The organism is Silanimonas algicola (assembly GCF_054777375.1).
Genome location: NZ_BAAHAS010000003.1, coordinates 137,239 through 161,203 on the forward strand (window position 1 = coordinate 137,239; position 23,965 = coordinate 161,203).

A 23,965-nucleotide genomic window follows, 5' to 3' on the forward strand; every position below is an offset into this window, starting at 1 on the left:
GTCTCAGTGGCTGAGTTGCAGCGAGACATACCAGCCCTCCTGGTTTTCGAGTGTGGCGATGCGGCCGAGATCCGCCCAAGCGGCGACGATCGCGACGCGCTTGTTCGGGAACCAGCCGACGAACACGTCCTTCCAATCGTCCTCGCGCGCGAAGCCGAGGTTGTCCGGCTTCTGCCGGTACTCGACGCCCACCACCCAGCGCGGGTCGAGGAGCACCGCGGCGCTCGCTTCGCCGACCAGCGAGTGGCCGTCGTCGCGGTCGCCGCCGAAGCCGAGCAGCCCGGTCTGGTTGGCGCGGGTGCGGCGCAGCGTGCCGTTGACCAAGACGTGGCGCCCGGCGGCGGCGCCCAGGAACAGTTTGCTGGCCGAAAGGTAGACGTCGAGGTCCGAGTCGTCCCGCGCGCCGACCAGCGACGGCACGAGGAAATCATGCTGGGTCTTGTGCTGGGCGCCGAGCGTGATCTGCGGCATCGCCGTGTAGACAAGGTCGCCGGTGATCCGCCACTTCGCGTGGATGATGTCCTGGCGGAAGTGGCGCGTCGGCAAGGACAGCGCGTCGGCCAAGGTCGGCAGTGCGAAGCGCTGCCTAGCGACCCCGACCTCGATCCGGTTGCGCCAGCCGAGCGCCACGCCGTGGCTGGTGAGTGCGTAGTCGCGCACCTCGACGCGCGTCGCGAACGCGGCACCGCCCCATTGGTCCTCGCTGCCGTAGCCCGCGATGACCGCCCAAGGGACGATGCCGCCGCCGGCGCTGCCTTCGATCATGCTGGCGCCACCGGTGGCAAGCAGGCGCCCCGCATGTCCGACGGCGTCGCGCGTCGCAAGCTCCGACGGCGTCGCCGCCGCGAAAGGGGCGGTCGCCAGCATCAACAAGGCGGTAGCGCCCCGCGCCGCGACGGTCATGCGTGATCGCCCGCGGCGACGCGGACGCGCTGTTGGTGGGCGAGGATCCATGTGGTGAGTGCCTCCACGGGCAAGGGTCGGCTGAAGTGGTAGCCCTGCGCCACGTCGCACCGCAATCGCGCGAGTACGTCGAGGCCGGCCTCGGTCTCCAGCCCCTCGGCGACGACCTTGAGGCCCAGCGCATGGCCGAGCTGGACGATGGATTGCACGATCCGTTCGTCCTCGCTGCCGGGCGCGAGCTGCAGGACGAAGCTCTTGTCGATCTTGAGTTCGTCGGCGGGCAGGTGCTTGAGCTGGCCCAACGAGCTCTGCCCCGTCCCGAAATCGTCCACCGAGACCCGCAGGCCGTCGGCGCGAAGCAGGTTGAGCGAGGCGATGGCGCGATCGAGATCGGCCAGAACAGCGCTCTCGGTGACTTCGACGATGACCTGCGTCGGGGGGATGCCGTGGTGGCGCACACGTTCCAGCACCGCACCCGGCAGCTCGGGATCGGCGAGGTCGATCGCGGAGAGATTGATCGCCACGCCGACGTCGATGCCCCTGGCCCGCCAGTCCGCCATGTCCGCGAAGGCGCGATCCACCACCCAGCGCGTCAGCACGCCCACCAGGCCGGCGCGCTCGGCGAGTGGGATGAACTCGTCGGGCCCGATCCGCCCGAGCGTCGGATGCGTCCAGCGGAGGAGCGCCTCGGCATGGCGCACGGCCCGCGTCGCGACGTCCACCTTCGGCTGGTAGTGCAGGCTGAACTGGTTGCCGTCGATCGCTCCCCGGAGCTCACCGACGATGGCGAGCTGACGCAGGTGCTGCTCGTCCATGCCTTCCCGATACAGGGCGACGGCTTGGCCCTCGCGCTTCGCGAGATCGCCGGCGATCTCGACGCGACGGAACAGCGTGCGCGCGTCGGGTAGGCTGGTGTCCTCGTGGCGACGGAATGGCACCAGCCCGAGCGTGGCCTCGAGACGCAGCGGTGCGCCATCCACGTCCATCGGCGCGACGAGTGCGGCCACCACGACCTCGGCGCGGGACGCGGCGGACGACGCATCGGCGCCCCAGAGCGCGATGAGGAACTCGTCGCCGCCGAGACGCGCCACGAGGTCATCGGCCCCCACGCTGTCCCGCAGGCGGCGGGCCACCTCCGCGAGCGCGAGGTCGCCGTGCCGATGGCCGAGCAGATCGTTCACTTCGTGGAAGCGCCGGAGGTCGACCATGGCCAGCGCGCCCTCGACGAGCAGCGGGTCGCGCAGCCGTTCGTGCAGCAGGCCGAGCGCGCGTTCGCGGTTGGGCAAGCCGGTCAGTGCGTCATGACCGGCCTGGTGGACGATCCGCTGCTCGCGTTCGGCGATGCCTTCCTGCATGGCGTTGAAGGCCTCGGCGAGCGTCGCGAACTCGTCGGTGCCCGTCACCGCCAAGCGCGTCGCGTAATCGCCGCCGCGGATGCGCTCGGCCGCGCGCGCAAGCGCGCCCACCGGCCCGCTGACCCGCCGCCCGATGGCAAATGCGGCGACGATGGCGAGGGCGGTCGCGCCGAACGACAGCGAGAGCACCTGGGCCTGCAGCCCGGCATACGGCTGCATGGCACGCTCGCGCGACGCTTGAAGGACGAGGTAGACCGGCGTGCCCTGCTCCGCGGACAGGCGCAGCGCCATGGCCGGGTCGATGTCGCTGTCGACGTCGTGCAGCAGCAGGCGCGGTACGGCGGTGGCGAGCAACGCCGCCTCCTCGCCCGTCGCCGCCCAGGTCCCCTCCGCCACGCGCCATGCCGGACCCCGGCGAACCAGCACGCTGGCCTCGACGCCCGCGACCGCACCGATCTGTTCGGCTTCGTCGCTGCCGAACGCCTGGCCCAAACCCATCCAGCCGACGAGGTCCGGGGCGAAGACCGGGACCAGGGCATAGCGCACCGGCTGCTCGCCGAGCGCGACCACGCCGGAGGCGAAGCCCTGCTCGCGGGCCGTGGCGAGCCGCGCCGCGATGCCGGCCTGCGGGATCAAGGCCCCGTCGGGCATGCGCTGGGCCAGCAGGCGGCCGTCGGGGGCGAGGACCATCGCGAAGGGCGCGTCGATGCGCCCCGCCGCGCTGTCGAGCATCGATTCCAGCGTCGGGCCGTCCTGCGTGGCGATGGCCTGCTTGAAGCCGAAATCGTCGGCCAGCACGAACACGCGCTCGAGCAGCTGGCGTTGTCGTGCATCGTCCAGGCGTTCCCACACGCGTGCGCCGACCTCCAGCCCGTCCATCAGCTGCTGGTCGACGCCGCTGCGCACGGCGACCTGCACCGTCAGCCACCCGGCCAGCTGCAGCATCAACACCAGCCCGGCGAGGATGAGCACGAGCTTGGTCCCGAAGCGCAGCCCGGCCCTTGGTGCGGCGGCGGCGGGTGCGTCAGTCACGTGGCGGATTGCGGAACTTGTCCTGCAAGGCGCGCAGGCGGTCGGTGCCGCGCGGCGGCGGCGGCGGCGCCAAGGGCAGGTCGAGGGTCGTGGGCCCGGCCATTGGCAGCGTGATCGACACCTTGGGCGCCGCGTCGAGGGCGGGCAGGCGCTCGTGCCACGCGGTGAGCAGGTAGGCGCCGTCCGGCGCGTCGAGCGTCACCCGTCCGTCGGCCCCGGTGACGGCGTGGTACGGCGTGTCGAGGATGACCACATAACCCTTCATCCAGTCGTGGATGTTGCAGCCGAGCGTGACCACGCCCGCGCGATCGAAAACCACGGGCTCCGGCGGTGTGCCGGTGTACAGCGGCAGCTCGAAGCGCTTGGCGGCCGAGAAGGAGTACACCTGGTGCCTGATCGTGTCGCTGTTCGGGAACCGGACCCGCGACCCCTTCGTCACCACCAGTACGCGAGGTTGGAACTCGCTGTTGACCTGGTCCATCACCGCGTCGACCGGTACGACCGCGGCCGCGCGGCCGATCGGCGTCAGCGTGACGACGGCCGAGGCCACCGGCTGCCCGCCGCTGCGGACGTCGACCCGGAGGGCGGCACTCAGCGCTGCGGGCAGCAGGCCGAGCAGCAGTGCGCACGCCACGGCCGGCGCGGAGGGAACGAGGCGGACACCCACGACCATGCCGGGACTCCGGTCACCAAGGTCTCCGGATCATACCCATCGCTGCACGCCAGGCGATGGGCGCGGCGTCAGACGTCGCCGTCGTTTGACCAGCCTTCACCGCTGCCGCGCGTGAACACCCGGTCGCGATCCAGCACGAGGCCGGCGGGCAGCGTGTCCTGGCCGGCCAGCCGTGCGTAGATCGGCGCGAAGTCCGGGCGGGTGGCTTCCATCAGCTGCTCGTAACTGTCGATGACGAAGTAGGTCTTCTGGAAGGTGTCGATGCGGAAGCGCGTGCGCATGATCCGCTCGAGCTCGAAGCCGATGCGGTTCGGTGCCGCCGAGTCCAGGCAGTACACCGACTCGCCCTTCGAGCTGAGGATGCCGGCGCCGTAGATGCGCAGTCCGGCAGCCGTGTTGATCAGGCCGAATTCCACCGTGTACCAGTACAGTCGCGTCAGCTGGGCGAGCGCCTCGGTGCCGAAGCCATGGGCGCGCACGCCGCCTTGCCCGTAGGCCTGGAGGTAGTCGGCGAACACCGGGTTCATCAACAACGGCACGTGGCCGAACAGGTCGTGGAACAGGTCGGGCTCGGAGAGGTAGTCGAGCTGCTCGGGCGTGCGGATCCACCAGGTGACCGGGAAGCGCCGCGCCGCGAGGTGTTCGAAGAACGTCAGCTCCGGCAGCAGGCCCTCGACACCGATCAGCTCCCAGCCGGTGCGGGCGCGCAGCATGCGGTTGAGCTCGTCGAACTTCGGGATGCGGTCCTCGCCCATGCCCATCGCATCTTGCGTGCGCAGGAACTCCTCGTCGGCGCGGCCGACCAGCAGCTCGCGCTGGCGGCGGAACAGCTGCGTCCAGACCGCATGGTCGGTGGCGCTGTAGCTCGACCAGGGCTGCTCGATCACCGCCGTGGTGTAGACCGGCACGCTGCCCTTGTCGGTCTGCAGGTGTTCGACGCGGCGGGGCTGGGCGTTCATGGCGGGTGGGTGGCCGAAAAGAGACCTCGCCATTGTCGCGTCGAGGGGGCGCAACAGGCTTGCGAAGTTGCAGTAATGGCGAAAGATGTCGCAATAATCGTGCGCCGGTTTCCGGGTAAATGGAACAAGAATGCATATGGCCACGCTCGACCGCACCGACCTCGCGCTATTGCGCGCCCTGCAGGCCGAAGGCCGGCTGAGCAACGTCGAGCTCGCCGAACGCGTCAACCTTTCGCCCTCCGCCTGCCTGCGCCGTGTGCAGCGCCTCGAGGCTGACGGCGTCATCACCGGCTACCGCGCGGAGGTGGACCCCGCGAAGCTCGGCCTGCACCTGCGCGCGTTCGTGCGCGTGCAGCTGAAGAGCCACGGCGCGGCCGACATCGCCCGTTTCGCCGAGAGCATCCAAGCGTGGGATGAAGTCGAGCGCTGCCACGCGCTGACCGGTGACATGGACTACTTGATCGAAGTGCGGGTGCAGGACCTCGAGCACTTCTCGCGTTTCCTGCTCGACCGCCTGCTGGCCGGTGGGCAGGTGGCCGACGTCAACTCGAGCTTCGTGTTGCGCGCGGTGAAGTGAGGCGCAAGACCGTGAGGGTCCCTGGATCTTCGTACGCAACGACGGGCAGGCGTCGGGCTGCCACACTGCGGTGGCACGACGCAAAGGGCGTTGTCATGCGAATCAACGCCGAGGACGACGTCGACGACTGAACCCAGGCCTCGGCCGCGACACATGAGCGAGTTGAGACTTGGAACTTCTTTCCGGCTCCGCCTCCTCGTTGAAGAACCCCGCGGGTCTGCCGGGACGAGTCATGACTTCTGGCACCCCTCGCCCCCCAGCCCCGCTGCGACCATCACGGCTCGCCGCGCATCCTCCCCCGGAATGATCGAACTCAAGGACATCGCGCGCCGGTACCGCACCGGCGGGCAGACGGTGAACGCCCTGGACGGCGTCGATCTCACCATCGACCGCGGCGAATTCGTCGGCGTCACCGGGCCCTCCGGCTCCGGCAAGTCGACCCTGCTCAACGTGCTGGGCTGCCTCGACCGCCCCGATGCCGGCCACTACCGGCTCGAAGGCACCGACGTGGCCGGCCTCGACGACGGCCAGCTCAGCGACCTGCGCAACCGCCGCATCGGCTTCGTCTTCCAGAGCTTCCACCTGATGCCGCGGCTGACGGTGCTCGAGAACGTGCTGTTGCCGATGCGCTTCTCGCGCACGCCCTTCGCCCACGATGTCGAGGTGCGCGCCCGCGAACTCCTGGAGCGCGTCGGGCTCGGCGCCCGGATGGCGCATCGGCCTTCCGAACTCTCCGGCGGGCAGATGCAGCGCGCCGCCATCGCCCGCTCGCTGGTGCTCGACCCGGCCCTGCTGCTCGCCGACGAGCCCACCGGCAACCTCGATTCGAAGAGCGCGGCCGACATCCTCGCGCTGCTGCATGAACTCCACGCCGCGGGGCAGACGGTCGTGATGGTGACCCACGACATGGCACTCGCCGCCAGTCTGCCGCGGCAGGTGCGCATGAAGGACGGCAAGGTGGACCATGACGAACGTCGCTAGATGCTTGGCCGCGGTGATGGCTGCCGTGCTGCAGGCCGCCCCCGCGCTCGCGCAGGCCGATCCCGCGGATGGCGCCCGCCGCACCGTGCTGAGCGGGGTGGTGCGTTCGACGGATGCCGAAACCATCTACGCGCCGATGTCGAACACGTCCCCCGTGGTCCTGCGGCAGCTCGCCGTGGACGGCAGCGCCGTGAAGCCGGGCGACGTCCTCGTGCGCATCGATCCGGGAGCGGCCACCGCGCAGATCAATGCGTTGAAGACGCAGATCGCGCTGGCCAGGGCCCGCGTCGACAAGGAGCGCGCCGAGCTCGACGTGCGCCGCGTCGACGCCGCGCTGGCGCTGGTCGACGCCGAGGCGGCACTCGCCAAGGCCGAGGTGGATGCGGCGATCCCGCCGGACTACCTCGCCCGCATCGACTACGACCGATTCCAGGGCGAGGCGGAGCGTGCGCGGCGCGAGATCGTTCTGAAGCGGCAGGAGCTGGCCAGCGCCGAGGCGGCGGTGCAGCGCCGCGCGCGCGATGGTGCGCTGGAGATGGCGCAGCTCGAGGCCGATCTCGCCTTTGCCGAGCGGCAGATCGCCCGGGCAGAACAGCGCGCGACACGGGCCGGTACTGCGGTGTTCGGTTTCCATCCATGGAGCGGCCAGCGCTTCGAGGTGGGTGCATCGGCGAACTCCGGCATGGCCATCGGCGAGGTGGTGGGGGCGGGCGAGCTGGCCGTGCGCGCGTGGGCCCTCGAGGTGGACCGGCCCGGACTTGAGTTGGGCCAAACCGTCCAGGTGCGCTTCGATGCCGTGCCGGGCCGGGTGCTGCCCGGCCGCATCGCCAGTATCGCCGGGGCGCCCGAGCCCAAGGCCGAATGGGGTAGCGGCCGCTACTTCACCATCGACGTCACGCTCGACGTCGCCGAGGGGCTGCCCTTGAAGCCCGGCATGAGCGCGCGCATCGAGGCCGGGGGCGCGACGACCGGCCCCGTGCGGGTCGCCACCGGGGCGGCCACGCGGGCGTCCGGCACGTTGCGCCTCGAGGGCGAGATCGCCGCGGCCCGCAGCGACGCCATCGCGCCGCCCGCGATCGAGAACCAGTGGCAGTACCAGGTGACGCAGATGGCCGCGGACGGTTCGCGGGTGAAGGCCGGCGACGTCGTCGTCGCCTTTGATGGCGCGGACGTGCAGCGTCGCCTCCAGGAGGCCGAGAGCAAGCGCCGGGAGAAGCGCAGCGAGCGCGAGCGCCTGCTGCTCGACCTCGCCGAGCGCGAGCGCACGGAGGCGCTGACGCTCGAGGAGCAGCGCGCCGAACGCATCAAGGCCGAGCGCAAGGCCGGTCAGCCCGCCGAGCTGCTGCGCTCGGTTGAATACCGCAAACTCGTCGTTGACCGCCGGCGCGCCGAGCAGCGCGACGCGCTGTTCGAGCAGCGCTACGCCGCGGGCCGCGCCCAGCGCGCCGCCGAGCGCGTGCTGGTCGAAGCCGAGTTGGCCCAGCTCGAAACCGAAGTGGCGACGCTGGGTCGCGCGGCCATCGCCCTGCAGGTCAAGGCTCCGCGCGACGGCATCCTCGTCCTGCGGACCGGCTGGCGTGGCGAACGCTTCGAGGTCGGAAGCCAGGTCTTCGTCGGCCAAGCGGTCGCAGAGATCCCCGACCCCGCGACCCTGCTGGTGCGTGCCACCGCGCCGGAGCGCGAACTTCTCCGCCTTGCGGTCGGCGCCAAGGCGCGCGTGCGCGTCGAAGGCGGCGCCGGCCGGCAGATCGACGCGCGGGTCACCCGCATCGGCACCGCCGTGCGCAACAAGTCGCGGCGACAGCCGATTCCGGTGATTGACGTCGAACTCTCGCTCGAGGGCGATACCGCGGGCTTGCGTCCGGGCCAAGCCGTGGGCGTCGAGCTCGAGGCGGCGGAGTCCCGCCGATGACCCGCCCCCGTCCTCTGGCCGCGTGGCTGGCCGCCCTCGTCGCGCTTACCGCCTGCGGCGACGCGCCTGACGCGGCGCCCGCGCTCGAAGTGCTGCAGCCCGCGCCGCTCGACCTGTGGATCGAGGCCTCGGGCGAGCTCAAGGCGGCGACGGCCACCAAGCTCGTGGTGCCGGGCCAGAACTGGGCACAGCGCCAGCTGGTGTGGACGGTGCCCGACGGCAGCCCGGTGAAGGCCGGCGACGTGGTGGCGCGCTTCGGTGCCGAGCAGACACAGCTCGAGCTCGACAAAGCCCTGCTGAACCTCGAGCGCAATGCACTGTCGCAAGCCTCCAAGAAGGCGGAGCTCGAGATCGGCGCGGGCCGTCTCGACGTCGACATCGCCCAGGTGCAGAGCCAGCTCGCCATCGCTTCGCGCTACGCGCAAGCCGATTTCGCCGCCATTGCCCGCAACGTGGTGCTCGACGCGGTGGCTGACGAGCGCTACCTCGGCGAGAAGCGCGAGGTGCTCGACTGGCGCAAGGACCAGAGCGCGGCGCGTGGCGGTGCCGAGCTGCAGGTGCTCTCGGCGCAGCGCGACACCGTGGCGATGGGCGTGCGGACGCGCGAAGCCGACCTGGGCGCGCTGGAGCTGCGGGCGCCGCACGATGGCGTGTTCGTGCTCGCCACCAACTGGGGCGGCGAGAAGCCGCAGATCGGCGCGCAGATGTGGGCGAGCAACGACCTCGCGACGCTGCCGGACAGCCGCAGCCTCGAAGTCGAACTGAGCCTGCCGCAGATCGAGGCCCAGGTGCTGGCCGTCGGGCAGAACGTTCTGCTGCATCCCGCCGGCCGGCCGGAAGAGGCCTTCGAGGCGCCGATCCGCTGGCTCGCCAGCGCGCCGCGGGCGACGTCCCGCAACAGCCCGATCAAGTACCTCGCCTTCAAGGTCGCGGTGCCGACCGACGTGGGGGCGCGCCACGCGTGGGTGCCGGGACAGGCGTTCCAGGCCCGCGTGCGATTGAAGTCGGCCGAGTCGGCGTTGAGCGTGCCCAACCTCGCCGTGCGCAGCGAAGGCGGGCAGACCACGGTGCGCGTCTGGGTGGACGGTGGCGTGCAGTCCCGACCGGTGACCTTGGGGGTGCGCGGGCCGGCGCGCTCGGAGGTGCTCGAGGGCCTCGCGGCCGGCGATGCCGTCGTGTTGGCCGAGCCCGAGGCCGGGCCGACCGCGGAGGCCGCGCCGTGATCCGTCGCGAGATGCTGTTGGATCGACTGGGCTGGCGCGAGGCTTTCGATGAGCTGTCGCGACGCAAGCTGCGCAGCGGCCTCACCCTCCTCGGCCTCGTGTTCGGCGTCGGGGCCATCGTCGCCATGCAGGCCGTGGGCGAGGGCAGTCGCCGCGAGGCCCTGCGTCTCGTGGAAGGCCTGGGCCTCAACAACCTCGTCGTCGAGTCCAGCGCGCCGACGGACGAAACCGCGCTGCGCGAGCTGCGCGAGCGCAGCCTCGGGCTCACGCGTGCCGACGCGGCCGCGGCGCTGGCCGTGGTGCCGGGCGCCCAGGCCAGCGCCGCGGAGAAGCGGCTGCGTACCGACGCGGTGGCCAGCGACCATGCGGCGTCCGACGCGCAGGCCGTGGGCGTGACGCCCTCGTTCTTCGCCCTGTCCTCGCTGGAGGTCGCCCATGGCCGTGCGCTGGAGGAGGCCGACGAGCGCCGCATCGGCGCGGTGGCGGTGCTCGGGCACCAGGCCGCGCGCACCCTGTTCCCGGAGGGCGACGCCGTCGGCCAACTGGTGAAGGTCAACCACGTGTGGCTCGAGGTGGTGGGCGTGCTCGTCGATCGCGACCTGTCCGCCGAGGCCTTCGAGGGCGTACAGCTCGGCCTCGAGACCAACCGGGTCTACGTGCCGCTCTCCACCGCGCTGACGCGCTTCGCGAGCCCGCCGCTCCAGGACGAGCTCGACCGCCTGCTGGTGCGCCTCGAATCGCCGGAAGGCATCGAAGCCGGCGCGCGCACGCTCTCGGCCCTGCTGCGCGAGCGTCATGCGGGTGCCAACGATTTCCGCCTGGTCGTGCCGGCGCAGCTGTTCCGCCAGCACCAGCAGACGCAGCGCATCTTCCGCGTGGTGATGGGCGCGATCGCGGCAGTGTCGTTGCTGGTGGGTGGCATCGGGATCATGAACATCATGCTCGCCAACGTGCTGGAGCGGCGCCGCGAGATCGGCCTGCTCCGCGCGCTGGGCGCGCGCCAGGAGGACATCGTGGCGCGCTTCCTGCGCGAAGCGGCCGCGATCTGCGCGGCGGGTGCGGTGCTCGGCCTCGTGTTCGGCGCGCTGCTGGCCTACGCGATCGCCGCCTTGGCCGGCTGGCAGGTGGCCTGGGCGCCGCTGCCGGTGCTGGGCGCCGTGCTGGCCTGCACGGTGGTCGGCTTGGGCTTCGGCGTGTATCCGGCGCGGCAGGCCGCCCAGCTCGACCCCATCGCCGCCCTGCGGACCGACTGAGCTTCAGCCGCCGCGGTCGTCCGGCCGGCGGAACGGCAGCACGGTGCCGCGGTCGTCCGGCCGCTCGGGTCGCACCCACAGCACCGGCACCTCGCGCGGACGTTCCGGTTCGAGGGTCGCCTCGTCGAGGGCCTTGGCCTCCGCCAAGGCCTCGGCCTGCTGCTCCTCGATTTCCCACGAGTAGAGACGGCGCGGCGGCGGCGGGTCGCGATGGCGCCAGACGAAGGCCGCGATCACGCCGGCCAGCGCGCCACCGGCGTGCATCTCCCAGCTGATGCGCCACTCGTGCGGCAGCACCGTGAGCAGCATGCCGCCGAACAGCATCATCGCGACCATGGCCGCCACCACCGCCGGGCGGTCGCGGCGCAGCAACGCCAAGGTGAACAGGGCGAAGAACAGGCCGTGCACGAGGCCCGAGGCACCGAGGTGGTTGGATGGCCGGCCGATGAACCAGGTGAACAGGCCCGCGCCCACCCAGACGGCCAGCACGATCCGCGAGGCCGATCGGGGATAGACGGTCCCGACCAGGGTGCCGAGCACGACGAGGCCGAGCGCGTTCGAGAACAGGTGGCCCCAGTCCGCGTGCAGCAGCGGCGCGCTCAGCAGCCCCACCAGCCCCGCCAGCGTGAGCGGCACCACGCCCCAGTCCGACAGCGCGGGCCAGGCGATCGTGGCCACGTGCACCATGCCCAGTGCCGCGACGAAGGCCGTCCAGCGGAACAGGCTGCGGCGAACGCGGGCGCTCTGTGCCCGGGAATGGGCGGTCGGGTCGAAGCTCGTCGACATCGTTTCCATCACGGGCAGATGGGGCCATTCGTCGCGACCACAAGCGACCGCCCATCATCCGCCAGCCTTTCGCCGAGCCTGGCATGGACCTCGACCCGCGCACCCTCAACGCCACGACCACGATCCTCAGCGCGATCATCGCGCTGTCGATCGCGTTCGTCGCCGACGCCTATCCGGCGGGGATGCGTCGGTACATCCGGACCTGGGCGGCGGCGCTCGGGCTCTTCGCCGCCGGTTGGGGCCTGTTGGCGGCACGAGGAAGCATCCCCGATGGGGCGTCGGTCGTCCTGGCCAACCTGCTCGTGCAGCTCGGCCTGTTCGGCCTGCTGGTGGCCCTCCGCGACTTCCTGCACCTTCCGCGCTTCGAGCGACGCGACGTGCTGCCGCCGCTGCTGGTGGTCGGCGCCTGCAGCTGGTTCCTGTACGTCGAGCCGCACATCGGCCTGCGCATCGCGGCGATCACCGTGGCCAACGGGGTGTTGCTCGCCGAGGCGCTGGTGGTGCTGCTTCGGCACGCGCCGAGGCCCGCGCCTCGGCCGTACGTTCTGCTTGTGGGGTGCTTCGCGGTACTGCTCTTCTTTCTCGTCGCGCGCGCCATCGCGCAGTTCACCCTCGCACCAGCCCCCGCGCTGCACACGCCGAACCCCGCTCAGGCGGCGTTGTTCTTCATCGCGAACGCGGCGCCGCTGGTCGCCACCCTGGGCTTCCTGCTGGCCATCGCCGATCGTCTGCAGGGTCGCCTGCACGGGCTGGCCAGCAGCGACCCGCTGACCGGCCTCGCCAATCGCCGCCATCTCGAGGCGCAGGCGCGCACGATGGCGGACGTCGCGCTCCTCGCCATCGATGTCGACCACTTCAAGCCGATCAACGATCGCCATGGGCACGCCGCCGGCGACGAAGTGCTGGTGCAGTTGGCGCGGCGGCTGTCCGAATCGGCGCCGGTCGATGCCCTCGTGGCCCGACTCGGCGGCGAGGAATTCGTCGTCGTGCTGCCCGGCATCGGTCTCGACGACGCCCTTCGGGAAGCCGAGCGGCTCCGCTCGGCGATCGCGGACCGGCCTTGCGAACTCGACGGCCACGCTCTCCCGCTCACCGTGTCCATCGGCGTGGCCTGCGGTCCGGGCGGCGAGGACGGCCTTCGCCATGCCCTGCGCCGCGCCGACCTCGCGCTGTATGTCGCCAAGCGGGAGGGACGGAATCGCGTGGTGGTCGACAAGGGCGATGCCCACGCGCGCGCGTCGGCCAGCGGGCCGGGAGCGGCGCGTACAATGCGTGGATGAACGCCACCACTTCCGACAACCCCGCCGTCCGCCTCAAGATCGAGCGCCGCTCGAACCATCCCTGGATCTTCCAGAAGATGGTCGAGAAGCCGCCGACCAAGCCGAAGCCCGGCAGCATCGTCGAGGTGTACGACCGCGACGGCACCTGGTGCGGCCGCGGGTTCTACAACGGCCATTCGCGCATCGCGCTGCGCATCCTCACCACCGACCCCGACGAAGCCATCGACGAGGCTTGGTTCCGCAGCAAGATCGCCGCGGCCGTGTCGCTGCGCCGCGACCTGCTCAAGCTGGATGCGGTGAGCGACGCCTGGCGCGTGGTGCATTCGGAAGGCGACGGCATCTCCGGCCTCGTGGTCGACCGCTACGGCGACCTGCTGGTCGTGGAGTTCTTCTCGGCGGGCGCGTTCCGCCATCGCGAGTGGATCTTCGCCGCGCTCGAGGCGCAGTTCCCCGGTTGCCGCTTTTGGTGGTTCGCCGACGAGCACGTGCAGAAGCAGGAGAGCTTCGACCTGCACCAGCGCGAAGCGCCCAAGCCGGTGGTCATCACCGAGCACGGCATCCAGTTCCGCGCCGCCCCGGGCAGCGCGCACAAGACCGGCTTCTTCGCCGACCAGCGCGACAACCGCGAGTGGCTGTCGCGCCAGGTCGAGGGCAAGACCGTGCTCGACCTGTGCTGCAACACCGGCGGCTTCGCGGTGTACGCCGCGGCGCGCGGCGCGTCCGAGGTGGTCGGCGTCGATATCGACGAGGACGTCATCGCCATCGCGAAGGCCAACCTCAAGCTCAACGCGCAGGCTGCGGCGACGAAGACGCGCTTCATCCACGCCGACATCTTCCCGTGGCTGCGCGACGCCGCCGCGCGCGGCGAGGCCTACGACGTGGTCATCCTCGACCCGGCCAAGATGACCCGCGATCGCGAGCAGGTGATCCCGGCGCTGAAGAAGTACCTCGACATGAACAAGCTCGCGCTCGGCGTCTGCAAGCCGGGCGCGCTGTTCGCGACCTTCTCGTGCACCGGCCTGGTCAGCGAGGAGGAGTTCCTCGACATGCTGCGCCGCGCGGCCTTCTACGCGAACCGCACCGTGCAGGTGATCAAGGTCGCCGGTGCCGGCGCCGACCACCCATGGTTGGCCCACGTGCAGGAAAGCCGCTATCTCAAGGCGGTGTTCTGCCGCGTGCTGGACTGAGTCAGGTCGGGCAGCGGCCGTCGCGGCAGCGGTTGGGCAGGCGCAGGCGGCAGAACACGGCGTAGGCCCAGGCCAGCGCGCGCGAATCGATCAGCCACGCGAAGCGCCGCGCCCAGGGGGCGTAGCGCGGCAGGCGACGCCAGATCTCGCGGAAGGCCGGCACGCCGACATGCCACGTGCCGCTGGCATCGCGGGCATGCAGGGTGGCGATGGCTGCCATCGGATCGAGCCCGACCTCGGCCAATCGTTCGAGATCGTGGGCCCCGTCGGTGAAGCGGATCGTTTCCGAGCCCGGTTGCGCGCGGTAATGCGCCATTTCGCGCCGGCAGGCCGGGCAGCCGCCGTCGAAGAACACTTCCAGCGTCATGGTCGAAGGTCCGGACATGGGTCTACGGTCGCGCAGCGTGCGCAGAGCCGCGGTGAAGCCCGTCGAGAACCGTTCGCGGATGCGAATGGCTCCATGGCGCTTCGCGCTCCGGCGACGGTCGGATCGCTCCAATGGGCGGATGGATAGTCGTGAACCCCCGTCGCTCACCTTCACCAGCGTCCTCGACCAGGTGTGGAACCAGCTCGCCGACGGCCAGCGCCTGCGTCATTCGCCGTTCCACCAGGCGGTGCTGGCCACCAGCACGCCGCGTGGGCCGAGTGCGCGCTACGTGGTGTTGCGGCAGGTCGATCGCGAACGCGGCGTCCTGGGGTTCCATACCGATCGGCGTAGCGAGAAGTGGGCGGAAATCGAGCGCGATCCACGCGTGTCCCTCTGCTTCTTCGGCCAGAGCGTCCAGGTGCGCGCCGAGGGTCGGGCGATGCTGCACCACGACGATGCCGTGGCGGATCTCGCATGGAAGCGCACGGGGCTCATGTCCCGCCGCTGCTACCTCGCCGAGCCGGGCCCCGGCACCGTCGCCCCCGTACCCACCAGTGGCTTGCCTGCGCATCTGGTGAAGGACCGCCCGAACGAGGCCGAAAGCGCCGGCGGTCGCGCGAATTTCGCCGTCGTCACGGTGCCGCTGCAGCGGATGGAATGGCTGCATCTCGCCTTCGAAGGCCATCGCCGTGCCCGCTTCGCGCGCGTCGGCCAAGGGCCATGGCGCGGCGAATGGCTGGTGCCGTGAGCGGGGCGGCCCGCGCCGGCTGAGCGGGGCCGCCGCGCTACACTGCGCGCCTGTTCCGAACGGCCCATCGCGTGGACGCAGCCGCCCCGGCCCGACGTCCCCCGGGCCTCCTGTTCATCTGGATCACCGTCGCACTCGACATCCTCGCGATCGGCGTGGTGATCCCGGTGCTGCCGCACTTGATCAAGCAGTTCGTCGGCGGATCGGTCGAGACCGCGGCCTGGTGGGTCGGCGCCTTCGGCAGCGCGTTCGCGCTCGCGCAGTTCCTCGCCTCGCCCGTCCAGGGCGCGCTTTCCGATCGCTTCGGTCGGCGCCCGGTCGTGCTGCTGTCGAACCTGGGTCTCGGCCTCGACTTCGTCCTGATGGCCTTGGCGAACACGCTGCCGTTGCTCTTCCTCGGCCGCGTGCTGGCCGGCTTGACGTCGGCGTCGATCAGCACCGCGAATGCCTACATCGCCGACATCACGCCCGCCGACCAGCGCGCCGGCGCGTTCGGGATGCTCGGCGCGGCCTTCGGCATTGGTTTCGTCCTCGGTCCGGCGCTCGGCGGCGTGCTGGGCGACATCGACGTGCGCCTGCCTTTCTGGCTCGCGGCGGGGCTGTCGCTCGCCAACTTCCTCTACGGTTTCTTCGTGCTGCCCGAGTCGCTGCCGGTGGCGAAGCGCAGTGCTCGCTTCGACGTGAAGCGGGCGAACCCGCTCGGCGCCCTGGGATGGCTGGCCCAAGCGCGCGGCGTCCTCGGCCTCGCCGGCGTCGTGTTCCTCTCGCAGCTCGCGCACTACGTGCTGCCAAGCGTTTACGTGCTGTACACCGACTACCGCTACGGATGGAGCGAGCTCGACGTGGGGCTCACGCTCGGCCTCGTCGGCATCTGCAATGCGTTCGTGCAGGCCGTGCTGGTGCGGAGACTCGTGCCGCGCATCGGCGAGCGCCGCGCCGTCGCGATCGGTCTCGCCAGTGGCATCGCCGGTTTCGCCTGGATGGGCATGGCGCCGAGCGGCGCGCTGTTCCTGCTTTCGGTACCGCTGCTCGCGCTGTGGGGTCTCGCCGGCCCGGCCACGCAGAGCCTCGTCACGCAGCGGGTCGACCCGACGCTGCAGGGGCGCCTGCAGGGTTCACTGGCGTCGCTGGTCTCGACGGCCGGCATCTTCGGGCCCTTCCTCTTCACCGGCATCTTCAGGCTCTTCATCGGCGAGCACCCGCCAGCCTACCTTCCCGGCGCCGCCTTCCTGTTCTCGGCGGGGCTGCTCGGCGTTGCCTGGATGCTGGCCCATCGCGCCACCCGGCCGATGGCGTATTGAACGTCGCAGCATCCCGTGGCCTCCCGGCTTCTCGCCGCGTGAACGCCGCGGGGCCTACGGTGTGAATCCGTCCCCTGCTGCGTGAAGACTGCCATGAGCGATGACGCCGACCGCGTCTCCCGTACCGAAGCCGAAGCGGCCGTCCGCACCCTGCTGCGCTGGGCGGGCGACGATCCGTCCCGCGAAGGCTTGGTCGATACGCCGCTGCGTGTCGCCCGCGCCTGGCGCGAATGGTTCAGCGGCTACACGCTCGATCCCGATGCCTACCTCGCGCGCACCTTTGAAGAGGTGGAGGGTTACGACGAAATGGTCGTGTTGCGCGACATCCCGTTCGAGAGCCACTGCGAGCACCATCTGGCTCCGATCATCGGCAAGGCCCACGTGGGCTACCTGCCCGGAGGCAAGGTGGTCGGCATCAGCAAGCTCGCCCGCGTGGTGGAGGCCTACTCCCGCCGCCTGCAGGTCCAGGAAAAGCTCACTGCGCAGATCGCCGACTGCATCGAGCGCGTGCTGCAGCCGCGCGGCGTCGGCGTGGTGATCGAAGCCAGCCACGAGTGCATGACCACCCGCGGCGTGCACACGCGCGGCGTGAGCATGGTGACGTCGACCATGCGCGGGCTGTTCCGCGACGACGCCCGCACGCGCGCCGAATTCCTCGCCTTCGTCGAAGTGGGCGGCCATCGCCGCTGAGCGTGGATAGAATGCGGGCATGGACCTGCCCCTCCGACCCCTGCTGATCGACTGCCGCATCGAGCTGCGCAAGGCGATGCGGCAGTTCGACCAATCCGACCTCTGCCACCGCCTCGACACCGCGTTGTCGATGCTGGGGTCCCCGTCGGCCGCACCCGGGCCTGGTGCCGTGACGCCAAGCGGTCCGCCTGGGCCGTCCGATCGCAGCGGCCAGCAGGTCGCTTATGCCTGGCAGATGGCGGCCCGCAATCTCAAGACCAGCCATCCGTCGCTGTATGCCGAGCTGCAGAAGGAAGTGCTGCGCCTCCTCGACCACGGTGTCCCGACCGACGCCAACGCCGAGATCGAGCGCCTGCAGCAGGACCTCGAAGCGGCGGAGGCCGCTGCTGGCGCCGCCAAGCTCGCGCGCATGAAGGCCACCGGCCAGCTCAACACCATCTGCAAGACGCTCGCCGCCGCCGCGCCGCACGTCGAGGAGACCGGTGATGCCCAGGCGACGGCTTTGGCGCGCGTGGAGGCACTGGTGAAGGGGCAGGGCGCGAATCTGGGCAGTGTCGCCGAGGTCATGGCCGGCGCCGCCGATCCCGAAGCCGTGCCGCCGCCGGCCTTCGTGCTGGAGATGGTCAAGGCCGGCGAGCGCCGCTTCAACAAGGCGCAGCGCGAGTTCGCCGTCGCCGAAGCGATGATCGTCACTGGTTGGCAGTACACGCCCGTCGAGCTCCTGGACCGCGGGGAGAGCTGGCTGGCCGGCCTGCTGCTGAATCCCGACGCCCACGCCTGAGGCGGGTTTGAACGGCACCGCGCCCGGGCTGGTGCAGCGCCTGCAGGACAGCCCGCAGCGGCTTTCCGACAGCATCCGCGCTTCGGCACTTTGGCTGGCGGTGCTGGATGGCCCGCTCGATGCGCGCGAGTTCCACGAGGTGGGCCTGGCGCTGACGCACGACCCCGAGGGCGTGCCCCTGCAGGAGATCGCCGAGGCCTTCGCGGCCGATGCGATGCCGAAGGACCTGCCGAAGCTGTTCCGCTTCCTCCGCGGCCAGCGCTCGCCCAAGCGCACCGTGTCGCTCATCGACCTCTACATCCGCGTCGCCGCCGCCGATGGCCGCATCTCGCAGATCGAGCGCCATGCACTGATCTTCCTCTCCGACTTGCTGGCCGCACCGGCCTCGCTGCTGCCGGAGCGCTTCGAGGCGCTGCTCGGCATCGACTTCGAGGCGCCGGCCGATGTGTCCGACCCGGGCTTCTTCGAGGCCGCGGAGGCCGCTGCCCGCGCCCGCGCGACCCGCGAGAAGGCCCGCGAACGCGATGCCGGCAAAGCCGCGCAAGCGGATGCCGAACGCCGGGATGCGCTCCTGGTGCTGGGCCTCAAGGCCGATGCGTCGCCGATCGCCATCAAGGCCGCCTGGCGGAAGCTCTCGCGCCAGCACCATCCCGACCGCCAGCCGCAAGCCGATGACGCCGCGAAGGCCGCGGCGGCCGAGCGCTTCGATGCGGTGCAGAAAGCCTGGAAGCGCCTGCAGGACGACGACGATGCGTGATCTGTACGAACGCCTCGGACTCGGCTTCGGCGCCGACGAAACGGCGTTGCGCCGCGCGATCGGCGCCACCAGGGACCCCGAACTCGCACAACGCGCGAAGGCGGTGCTGCTCGACCCGGACCGCCGCGCCGCCCACGACGCGGTCTACCTCGTGGCGCGCCGACTCCGCGATTGGCGCGTCGAGCTGTTGATGGAGGACGGCGCGTGGGCGCAAGCGCTGGCCGACAGCGATCTCGTCCGTCCCGACCTTCCCGCGACGCCCCTCGGCAAGCCCGGCGTCGACGCCACCCGCCGCTCGCCGTGGTGGCGGCGACTGCTGAAGCGCTGACCGGCGGCGTCCGCGGGACTAGTGGCCCTCGGCGATCTTCGGCGCCGTGAGCGGAATCACCACGGTGAATCGCGCCCCGCGGCCGGGGAGGCTGTCGACGTCGATGCGGCCGCCCAAGCTGCGCTGCACGAGGCTGTAGACGATGTGCAGGCCAAGGCCGCTTCCGCCCTCGCCGAGCTTGGTGGTGAAGAACGGGTCGAAGATCCTCGCCAGGTGCTCGGGCGGAATGCCCACGCCGTCGTCGCTGACGCTCAGCGCCACGTGGTCGTCGCCGCGACGCTCCGCCACCACCCGCACCTGGCCTGGCTGGTCACCGAGGCCGTGCAGCAGCGCGTTCATCACGAGGTTGGTCACGACCTGCCCCAGGGGGCCGGGAAAGCTGTCCATCGCGAGTCCCGGAGCGATGTCGACCGCGATCTGGTGGGGTGTCTTGCGTAGTCGCGGCTGCAGCGTGCCGATCACCTCGTCGACGACCTCGGCGAGGTCGAAGCGGCGGCGCTGTTCGGAGGTCTGGTCGACCGCGACCTGCTTGAAGCGGCCGATGAGCTCGGCGGCACGCCGTGCGTTGCGGACGATCAGGGCCTGTGCTTCCGCCTGCTGTTCGAGGAAGGTGTCCAGCGTCGAACGCTTCAGTTCGCCGCTTTGCAGCTTGCGCCGGAGTTCCTCGATGCCATCGCCCAGCGTGGTGGCCACGAGCAGGGCGCTCCCGAGCGGCGTGTTGAGCTCATGGGCGACGCCCGCGACCAGCGAGCCGAGCGAGGCGAGGCGCTCGCTCCGCACCAGTTCGGCCTGCGCACGCCGGAGCTGCTCCACCGTCGCCGACAGCTCCGCGTTCGAGGCGGCGAGGTCCTGGGTCCGCTCGGCCACGCGCGACTCGAGCGCCTCGTTCATTCGTTGCAGCGCGGCCGTCGCGGCCTTCCGCTCGGTGACGTCGAACAGGCTGGCCAGCAGCAGCGGCGAGTCCTCCGGACCGAAGCGCGTGAGGTGGACCTCGGCGTCGAACTCACGACCGTCGGGTCGACGGTGCCGCCAGTCGTAGACTTGGGGCCGTCCGGCCAGCGCGGCCGTGATGTAGGGGGCAAGGGCCAGATCGGAACGACGGCCATCGTACTGCAGTGGCGTCGAGACGTCGGCGGCGGTTGTCTTCAGGGTGGCTTCACGGCTGCCGAAGCCGTAGATCGCGACCGCCGCCTCGTTGCAGTCGATCATCGCGTTGACGCGCGGATCGATCACGATCACCGGCAGCGGTGAGCGCTTGAACAGCACCTCGTTGTACTCGGCTTGCAGCTTCAGGCCGCGCGTCTGCTCGTCGAGGCGATCGAGCATGCGGTTGAAGGCCCCGGCGAGATGGCCGACCTCGTCGTCGCCCTCCACCGGTGCGCGGCGCCCCTGGGCGTTGCTGGTGTCGATCGACTCCACCACGGCGCTCACGCGCCGGATCGGGCCGGAGATCAGCCGCTCGAGCAGGCTGGCGGCCACCAGCGCCAGCAACGCGCCGACGGCGCCGGCGGCCGCCCACGTCTCGGCCTGCTCGCGCAGTCGCGCCTCCACCGGACCAAGGCTGGAGCGCAGCTTCAGCGAGCCGACCGGCTCGTCGAGCTCCACCGGGACCTCCGCGACCAGCGACCCGGCGATCACCGCGCCCGCGGCCTGCCGGGTCGCCGGGCAGGGTTGTGCGCCCTCCGCGGTGTAGCCGGTGAAGAGACGCCCTTCGTTGTCGTAAAGGCAGGCGGCTTGCACGTGCGCGATGCCGCCGAGCGCGTCGAGGTTCTCCTGGGCCAGCGCCGGATCGCCGAACAGCAGGGCGGCGGCGCTGCGGTTCGCCACGAGACTGGCGAGGGCGGCCTGCTCCGAGCCGAGGGCGTCGCGCGCGGCCTCCTGCTCGCTCACGAGTGCGATCGCCGCGAAGGTGGTGATGGCCAGAAGGGTGACGGCGCTGATGACGCCCAGCAGGCGGGTCCGGATCGACAGGTGGCGCAGTCCGCGCGTCACCGGCCGCCTCCGCCGCCATGCCGCACTTCCGACACCTCGAGCAGCTTGGCGCTGACGCGCAGCGGCGACCTGCGGATGCTGTCGAGGTTCACGTGAAGCCTGACCCGGCCACTGCTGGTCACCAGCGCCACCATGCCGCCTTCGCGGGCGAAGCGCGCATCGCTGGCGACGGTGAGCGTGGTCGGCGCGGCATCGCCGACGGCGGCCGCCTCCACGTCCGCTGGCGTTCCGTCGCCGAAGTACGCGATCTGGCATCGCGGCAGCGCAGCGGCTGACGTGGGTCGGGTGATGGTGATCGACCGTTCGCCGACGCGACGGCGCGCCAGGGCGTCGAGCCGGTCGTCGAAAGGGTCGTCGCCGTACACGCAGATCTGGAAGGGGGCGCCTGCCCGCGCGAAAGCCTCCGTCGGCCACTCGACGAAGCGCGTGAAATTGAAGAGGAAGGCGGCCTTCAGGGAATACTCGTCGGTCGCGGCACGCACGGCGGCGGCCGGCAGCAAGGTCGCGGCCAGCAGCACGATCGCCATCATCCTCCCGAAGGCGCCGATCCGCGACTTCACGGGGGGGAGCCCTCGCCGTGCTTCGCCAGCCAATCACCGAGGGACTCCACGGCGAGCGGCGGCGAGAACAGGTAGCCCTGCAGCTCATCGCAGCCGAGATCGATCAGGCGCTGGCGCTGCGTCGGCGTCTCGACGCCTTCCGCGATCACCTTCAGGCCGAGCGTGCGCCCGAGCTCGATGATCATCTCGGCGAGGCTGCCGCCGCCGCTCTCCGCATCGAGGCCCATGACGAAGCTGCGATCGATCTTCAGGCGTTCGGGCGAAAGCTTCTCGAGGCTGGACAGCGACGAATACCCGGTGCCGAAATCGTCGATCGCGACGCAGACACCCAACTGCTTGAGCGCGGCGAGGCGCGGCAGAACGATGTCCGGGGACTGCATGGCCACCGACTCGGTGATTTCGATCTCCAGCAGCGCCGCCGGCAGCCCGCCATCGGCGAGCGCTTCGGCCACCATCACCTCGAACCCCGGGACCAGCAGCTGGGTCATCGACACGTTGACGGCCATGCGCAGCGGATGGCCGCCCTCGCGCAGGGCTGCCGCGCGATGGATCGCCGAGCGCATGGCCCAGGTACCGAGGTCCTTGATGAGGCCCGACTGCTCGGCGATCGGGATGAAGCGGTCCGGCGGCACCAGCCGGCCATCGTCGGCGCGCCAGCGCATCAGCGCCTCGAGGCCGACCGTGCGTCCGCTGTGGGCCTCGACCTGCGGCTGGTACATCAGGAACAGCCGCTGCTGGTCGAAGGCCGCGCGCAGGCCGTGCAGCAGGCGCGTGCGCTCCTTGATCTCGGTGGCGACCTCGTGTGAATAGAACGCCACCGAGCGGTGGCCGGTCTGTTTGGCGCGCTTCAGCGCCGAGTAGCCCATCTTGATGGCTTCGCCGCCGCTGGTGCAGTCGCGCACCAGCTCGACGCCGCCGAACGACGCGGAGAGGCCGATCTGCAGGTCTTCGACGTCGAAGGGCTCGTCGAGGCAGGCAGCCCACTCGTCCGGCACCAGCAGCTCGCGCGGCCCGAAGGCGGCGAAGGTGTCGTTGGCGACGCGCGCCACGCGAACGCTGGCATCGGCCCGCGTCATCAGCCGCTGCGCCACGCCGCGCAGCAGCGCGTCGCCGATCCGGTCGCCGAACGTCTCGTTGATTTCCGAGAACTGGTCGATGTCGACCAGCAGCAGCCGCTGCGGGGCCTCCGGCGCGGCCTTCAGCGCGGCGTCGATGGTTTCGGCGAGCGCCGAGCGGTTCGGCAGGCGGGTGAGGCCATCGACGTAGGCGGCGTCGCGAAGGCGCTCGACGAGGCGCACGCCATCGGCGGCCACCGTGGTGTTCTGCACGAACATGTCGAACACCCGGGGGTCGTGCCGCGCCGGCAGGTCGTCCGCGCCGAGGAAGGCGACCGCGTCAGCGCCGGTGCGCGACGGGAGGTAGACCGCGATGCCGCAGGGACTGGTGACGGTGCGGCGGGCGCCGAAGGCGAGCTCGATGGTACGTACCTCCGGCTCGGCACCGAGGGTGTCGAGGCGCCGCCAGGACCAGTCGGCGTAGCGCCCCAGCGCCGCGACCACCCGGCGGCGATGGTCGTCGGCTTCGTGAACGCGGCGCCCGTCGCTGCAGAAGATCGTGTGCGCCGGCAGGCCGTAGAGCCCCGCGAGTCGCTCGAGCAACCCGACGGCGAAGGCCGGCATGGTGTTGGCGGCCAGCAGCTCGGTCTGCGCCTTCAGCAGGTACTCGAGGTCGTTGCGCGTGGCTTCGACCGCCGAAAGCGTCTGGAAGCCTCGGAGGGCCGACGTCAGTACGGTGTACAGGCGCGTCCGCGTCAGTTCGCTCTTGATGCGGTAGTCGTTGATGTCGTAGTCGCGGATCGCCTGCATCTCCGGCGCATAGCCGGGTTGGCCCGTGCGCAGGATGATGCGCGGCTTGTGCAACTGCAGCTCGGTGCGGATCCGTGCGACGAGTTCGAGTCCGGCGCTTTCCGACTCCATCACCACGTCGAGCAGGATCACGGCGACATCGGGCTCGGCGACGAGCAGGTCGTACGCCTGCGCGCTGGATTCCGCATGCAGGAAGCGCAGCGGACGGCCGAGGATCTCGACGCCGCGCATCGCCATGCAGGTGGCGGCGTAGACGTCCGGCTCGTCATCGACGACCAGGATCGTCCATGCCGCCCGCTCGGGTGTGCCCGGCTCACCGGCCTCCTGCGCGAACACCAGGCTGTCGTCACCGGCCAGCGGCCGATCGTGGCTCATGCCGCCCCCCTGAGGTGCGGCAGGGGGACTTCCCTGCCGCAGCCTAGGATAGCCACGCCCCGCGCGCCCCGCACCAGCGG

The 23,965-nt window shown here is 70.9% G+C and carries 22 protein-coding genes; 13 read left to right on the plus strand and 9 right to left on the minus strand.

Translation table 11 applies throughout. The features are described from left to right. Positions 1 to 3 precede the first annotated feature (3 nt). The 4 genes from ACYVAK_RS10805 to phhA all read right to left on the minus strand — a co-directional run bounded on the left by ACYVAK_RS10805 (position 4) and on the right by phhA (position 4,922). Positions 4 to 867, minus strand: a complete 864-nt coding sequence (locus ACYVAK_RS10805; protein WP_461060815.1) for a DUF3034 family protein — start codon at positions 865 to 867, stop codon at positions 4 to 6. Between the two features lie 32 nt (positions 868 to 899). Then, complete coding sequence (locus ACYVAK_RS10810; RefSeq protein WP_461060817.1) at positions 900 to 3,290, minus strand: putative bifunctional diguanylate cyclase/phosphodiesterase; 2,391 nt, start codon at positions 3,288 to 3,290, stop codon at positions 900 to 902. Further along, positions 3,283 to 3,963, minus strand: coding sequence for a methylamine utilization protein (locus ACYVAK_RS10815; protein WP_461060819.1), 681 nt, complete (start codon positions 3,961 to 3,963; stop codon positions 3,283 to 3,285). Before ACYVAK_RS10815 ends, ACYVAK_RS10810 begins: the two co-directional genes overlap by 8 nt. Before the next feature lie 68 nt (positions 3,964 to 4,031). Continuing rightward, the gene (phhA, locus tag ACYVAK_RS10820; RefSeq protein WP_461060821.1) at positions 4,032 to 4,922 is read right to left on the minus strand and encodes a phenylalanine 4-monooxygenase; all 891 of its coding nucleotides are present in this window, start codon (positions 4,920 to 4,922) and stop codon (positions 4,032 to 4,034) included. A 136-nt stretch (positions 4,923 to 5,058) separates the two neighbouring features. On the opposite strand from phhA, the gene ACYVAK_RS10825 reads away from it, so the two are divergent. From ACYVAK_RS10825 to ACYVAK_RS10845, 5 genes are all read left to right on the plus strand, one after another. Further along, positions 5,059 to 5,499 carry an Lrp/AsnC family transcriptional regulator gene (locus ACYVAK_RS10825; protein WP_461060823.1) on the plus strand — a complete coding sequence of 147 codons (441 nt, stop codon included), beginning with the start codon at positions 5,059 to 5,061 and terminating at the stop codon, positions 5,497 to 5,499. 303 nt (positions 5,500 to 5,802) lie between these two features. Beyond that, positions 5,803 to 6,480, plus strand: a complete 678-nt coding sequence (locus ACYVAK_RS10830; RefSeq protein ID WP_461060825.1) for an ABC transporter ATP-binding protein — start codon at positions 5,803 to 5,805, stop codon at positions 6,478 to 6,480. Next, positions 6,464 to 8,392 carry an HlyD family efflux transporter periplasmic adaptor subunit gene (locus ACYVAK_RS10835; protein ID WP_461060827.1) on the plus strand — a complete coding sequence of 643 codons (1,929 nt, stop codon included), beginning with the start codon at positions 6,464 to 6,466 and terminating at the stop codon, positions 8,390 to 8,392. The genes ACYVAK_RS10830 and ACYVAK_RS10835 overlap by 17 nt, the downstream gene beginning before the upstream one ends. Beyond that, positions 8,389 to 9,615, plus strand: coding sequence for an efflux RND transporter periplasmic adaptor subunit (locus ACYVAK_RS10840; RefSeq protein ID WP_461060829.1), 1,227 nt, complete (start codon positions 8,389 to 8,391; stop codon positions 9,613 to 9,615). The genes ACYVAK_RS10835 and ACYVAK_RS10840 overlap by 4 nt, the downstream gene beginning before the upstream one ends. Then, entirely contained in the window at positions 9,612 to 10,868 is a 1,257-nt protein-coding gene (locus tag ACYVAK_RS10845) for an ABC transporter permease (RefSeq protein WP_461060831.1), read from the plus strand. Before ACYVAK_RS10840 ends, ACYVAK_RS10845 begins: the two co-directional genes overlap by 4 nt. Before the next feature lie 3 nt (positions 10,869 to 10,871). Here the strand turns inward: ACYVAK_RS10845 and ACYVAK_RS10850 are convergent, their stop codons facing one another. After that, positions 10,872 to 11,654, minus strand: coding sequence for a rhomboid family intramembrane serine protease (locus ACYVAK_RS10850; RefSeq protein ID WP_461060833.1), 783 nt, complete (start codon positions 11,652 to 11,654; stop codon positions 10,872 to 10,874). Between the two features lie 83 nt (positions 11,655 to 11,737). Between ACYVAK_RS10850 and ACYVAK_RS10855 the strand changes: the two genes are divergently transcribed. Then, positions 11,738 to 12,934: a GGDEF domain-containing protein gene (locus tag ACYVAK_RS10855; protein WP_461060835.1), complete on the plus strand. Its 1,197-nt coding sequence runs from the start codon at positions 11,738 to 11,740 to the stop codon at positions 12,932 to 12,934. Further along, entirely contained in the window at positions 12,931 to 14,121 is a 1,191-nt protein-coding gene (locus tag ACYVAK_RS10860) for a class I SAM-dependent rRNA methyltransferase (protein WP_461060837.1), read from the plus strand. Before ACYVAK_RS10855 ends, ACYVAK_RS10860 begins: the two co-directional genes overlap by 4 nt. 1 nt (position 14,122) lies before the next feature. Here ACYVAK_RS10860 and ACYVAK_RS10865 read toward each other — a convergent pair whose 3' ends face one another. After that, on the minus strand, positions 14,123 to 14,506 hold the full coding sequence (locus ACYVAK_RS10865; protein ID WP_461060839.1) for a thiol-disulfide oxidoreductase DCC family protein: 384 nt from the start codon (positions 14,504 to 14,506) through the stop codon (positions 14,123 to 14,125). 121 nt (positions 14,507 to 14,627) lie between these two features. Here ACYVAK_RS10865 and ACYVAK_RS10870 point away from each other — a divergent pair, with 121 nt between their 5' ends. The 6 genes from ACYVAK_RS10870 to ACYVAK_RS10895 all read left to right on the plus strand — a co-directional run bounded on the left by ACYVAK_RS10870 (position 14,628) and on the right by ACYVAK_RS10895 (position 19,093). Continuing rightward, on the plus strand, positions 14,628 to 15,236 hold the full coding sequence (locus tag ACYVAK_RS10870; RefSeq protein WP_461060841.1) for a pyridoxamine 5'-phosphate oxidase family protein: 609 nt from the start codon (positions 14,628 to 14,630) through the stop codon (positions 15,234 to 15,236). Positions 15,237 to 15,307: 71 nt separating this feature from the next. After that, positions 15,308 to 16,537, plus strand: coding sequence for a TCR/Tet family MFS transporter (locus ACYVAK_RS10875; RefSeq protein WP_461060843.1), 1,230 nt, complete (start codon positions 15,308 to 15,310; stop codon positions 16,535 to 16,537). A gap of 93 nt (positions 16,538 to 16,630) precedes the next feature. Continuing rightward, positions 16,631 to 17,227, plus strand: coding sequence for a GTP cyclohydrolase I FolE (gene folE, locus ACYVAK_RS10880; RefSeq protein ID WP_461060845.1), 597 nt, complete (start codon positions 16,631 to 16,633; stop codon positions 17,225 to 17,227). Between the two features lie 19 nt (positions 17,228 to 17,246). Next, on the plus strand, positions 17,247 to 18,008 hold the full coding sequence (locus tag ACYVAK_RS10885) for a hypothetical protein (protein WP_461060847.1): 762 nt from the start codon (positions 17,247 to 17,249) through the stop codon (positions 18,006 to 18,008). A 7-nt stretch (positions 18,009 to 18,015) separates the two neighbouring features. After that, the gene (locus ACYVAK_RS10890) at positions 18,016 to 18,765 is read left to right on the plus strand and encodes a J domain-containing protein (protein ID WP_461060849.1); all 750 of its coding nucleotides are present in this window, start codon (positions 18,016 to 18,018) and stop codon (positions 18,763 to 18,765) included. Continuing rightward, complete coding sequence (locus tag ACYVAK_RS10895) at positions 18,758 to 19,093, plus strand: hypothetical protein (RefSeq protein ID WP_461060851.1); 336 nt, start codon at positions 18,758 to 18,760, stop codon at positions 19,091 to 19,093. Before ACYVAK_RS10890 ends, ACYVAK_RS10895 begins: the two co-directional genes overlap by 8 nt. An 18-nt stretch (positions 19,094 to 19,111) precedes the next feature. Here the strand turns inward: ACYVAK_RS10895 and ACYVAK_RS10900 are convergent, their stop codons facing one another. From ACYVAK_RS10900 to ACYVAK_RS10910, 3 genes are read right to left on the minus strand one after another with little or no spacing between them, the layout of a single operon-like run. Then, a complete protein-coding gene (locus tag ACYVAK_RS10900) occupies positions 19,112 to 21,085 on the minus strand; it encodes an ATP-binding protein (RefSeq protein WP_461060853.1) in 1,974 nt (657 codons plus the stop codon). Beyond that, positions 21,082 to 21,645: a YfiR family protein gene (locus ACYVAK_RS10905; protein WP_461060855.1), complete on the minus strand. Its 564-nt coding sequence runs from the start codon at positions 21,643 to 21,645 to the stop codon at positions 21,082 to 21,084. The genes ACYVAK_RS10900 and ACYVAK_RS10905 overlap by 4 nt, the downstream gene beginning before the upstream one ends. Then, on the minus strand, positions 21,642 to 23,885 hold the full coding sequence (locus ACYVAK_RS10910) for a putative bifunctional diguanylate cyclase/phosphodiesterase (protein WP_461060857.1): 2,244 nt from the start codon (positions 23,883 to 23,885) through the stop codon (positions 21,642 to 21,644). The genes ACYVAK_RS10905 and ACYVAK_RS10910 overlap by 4 nt, the downstream gene beginning before the upstream one ends. Between the last annotated feature and the right edge of the window lie 80 nt (positions 23,886 to 23,965).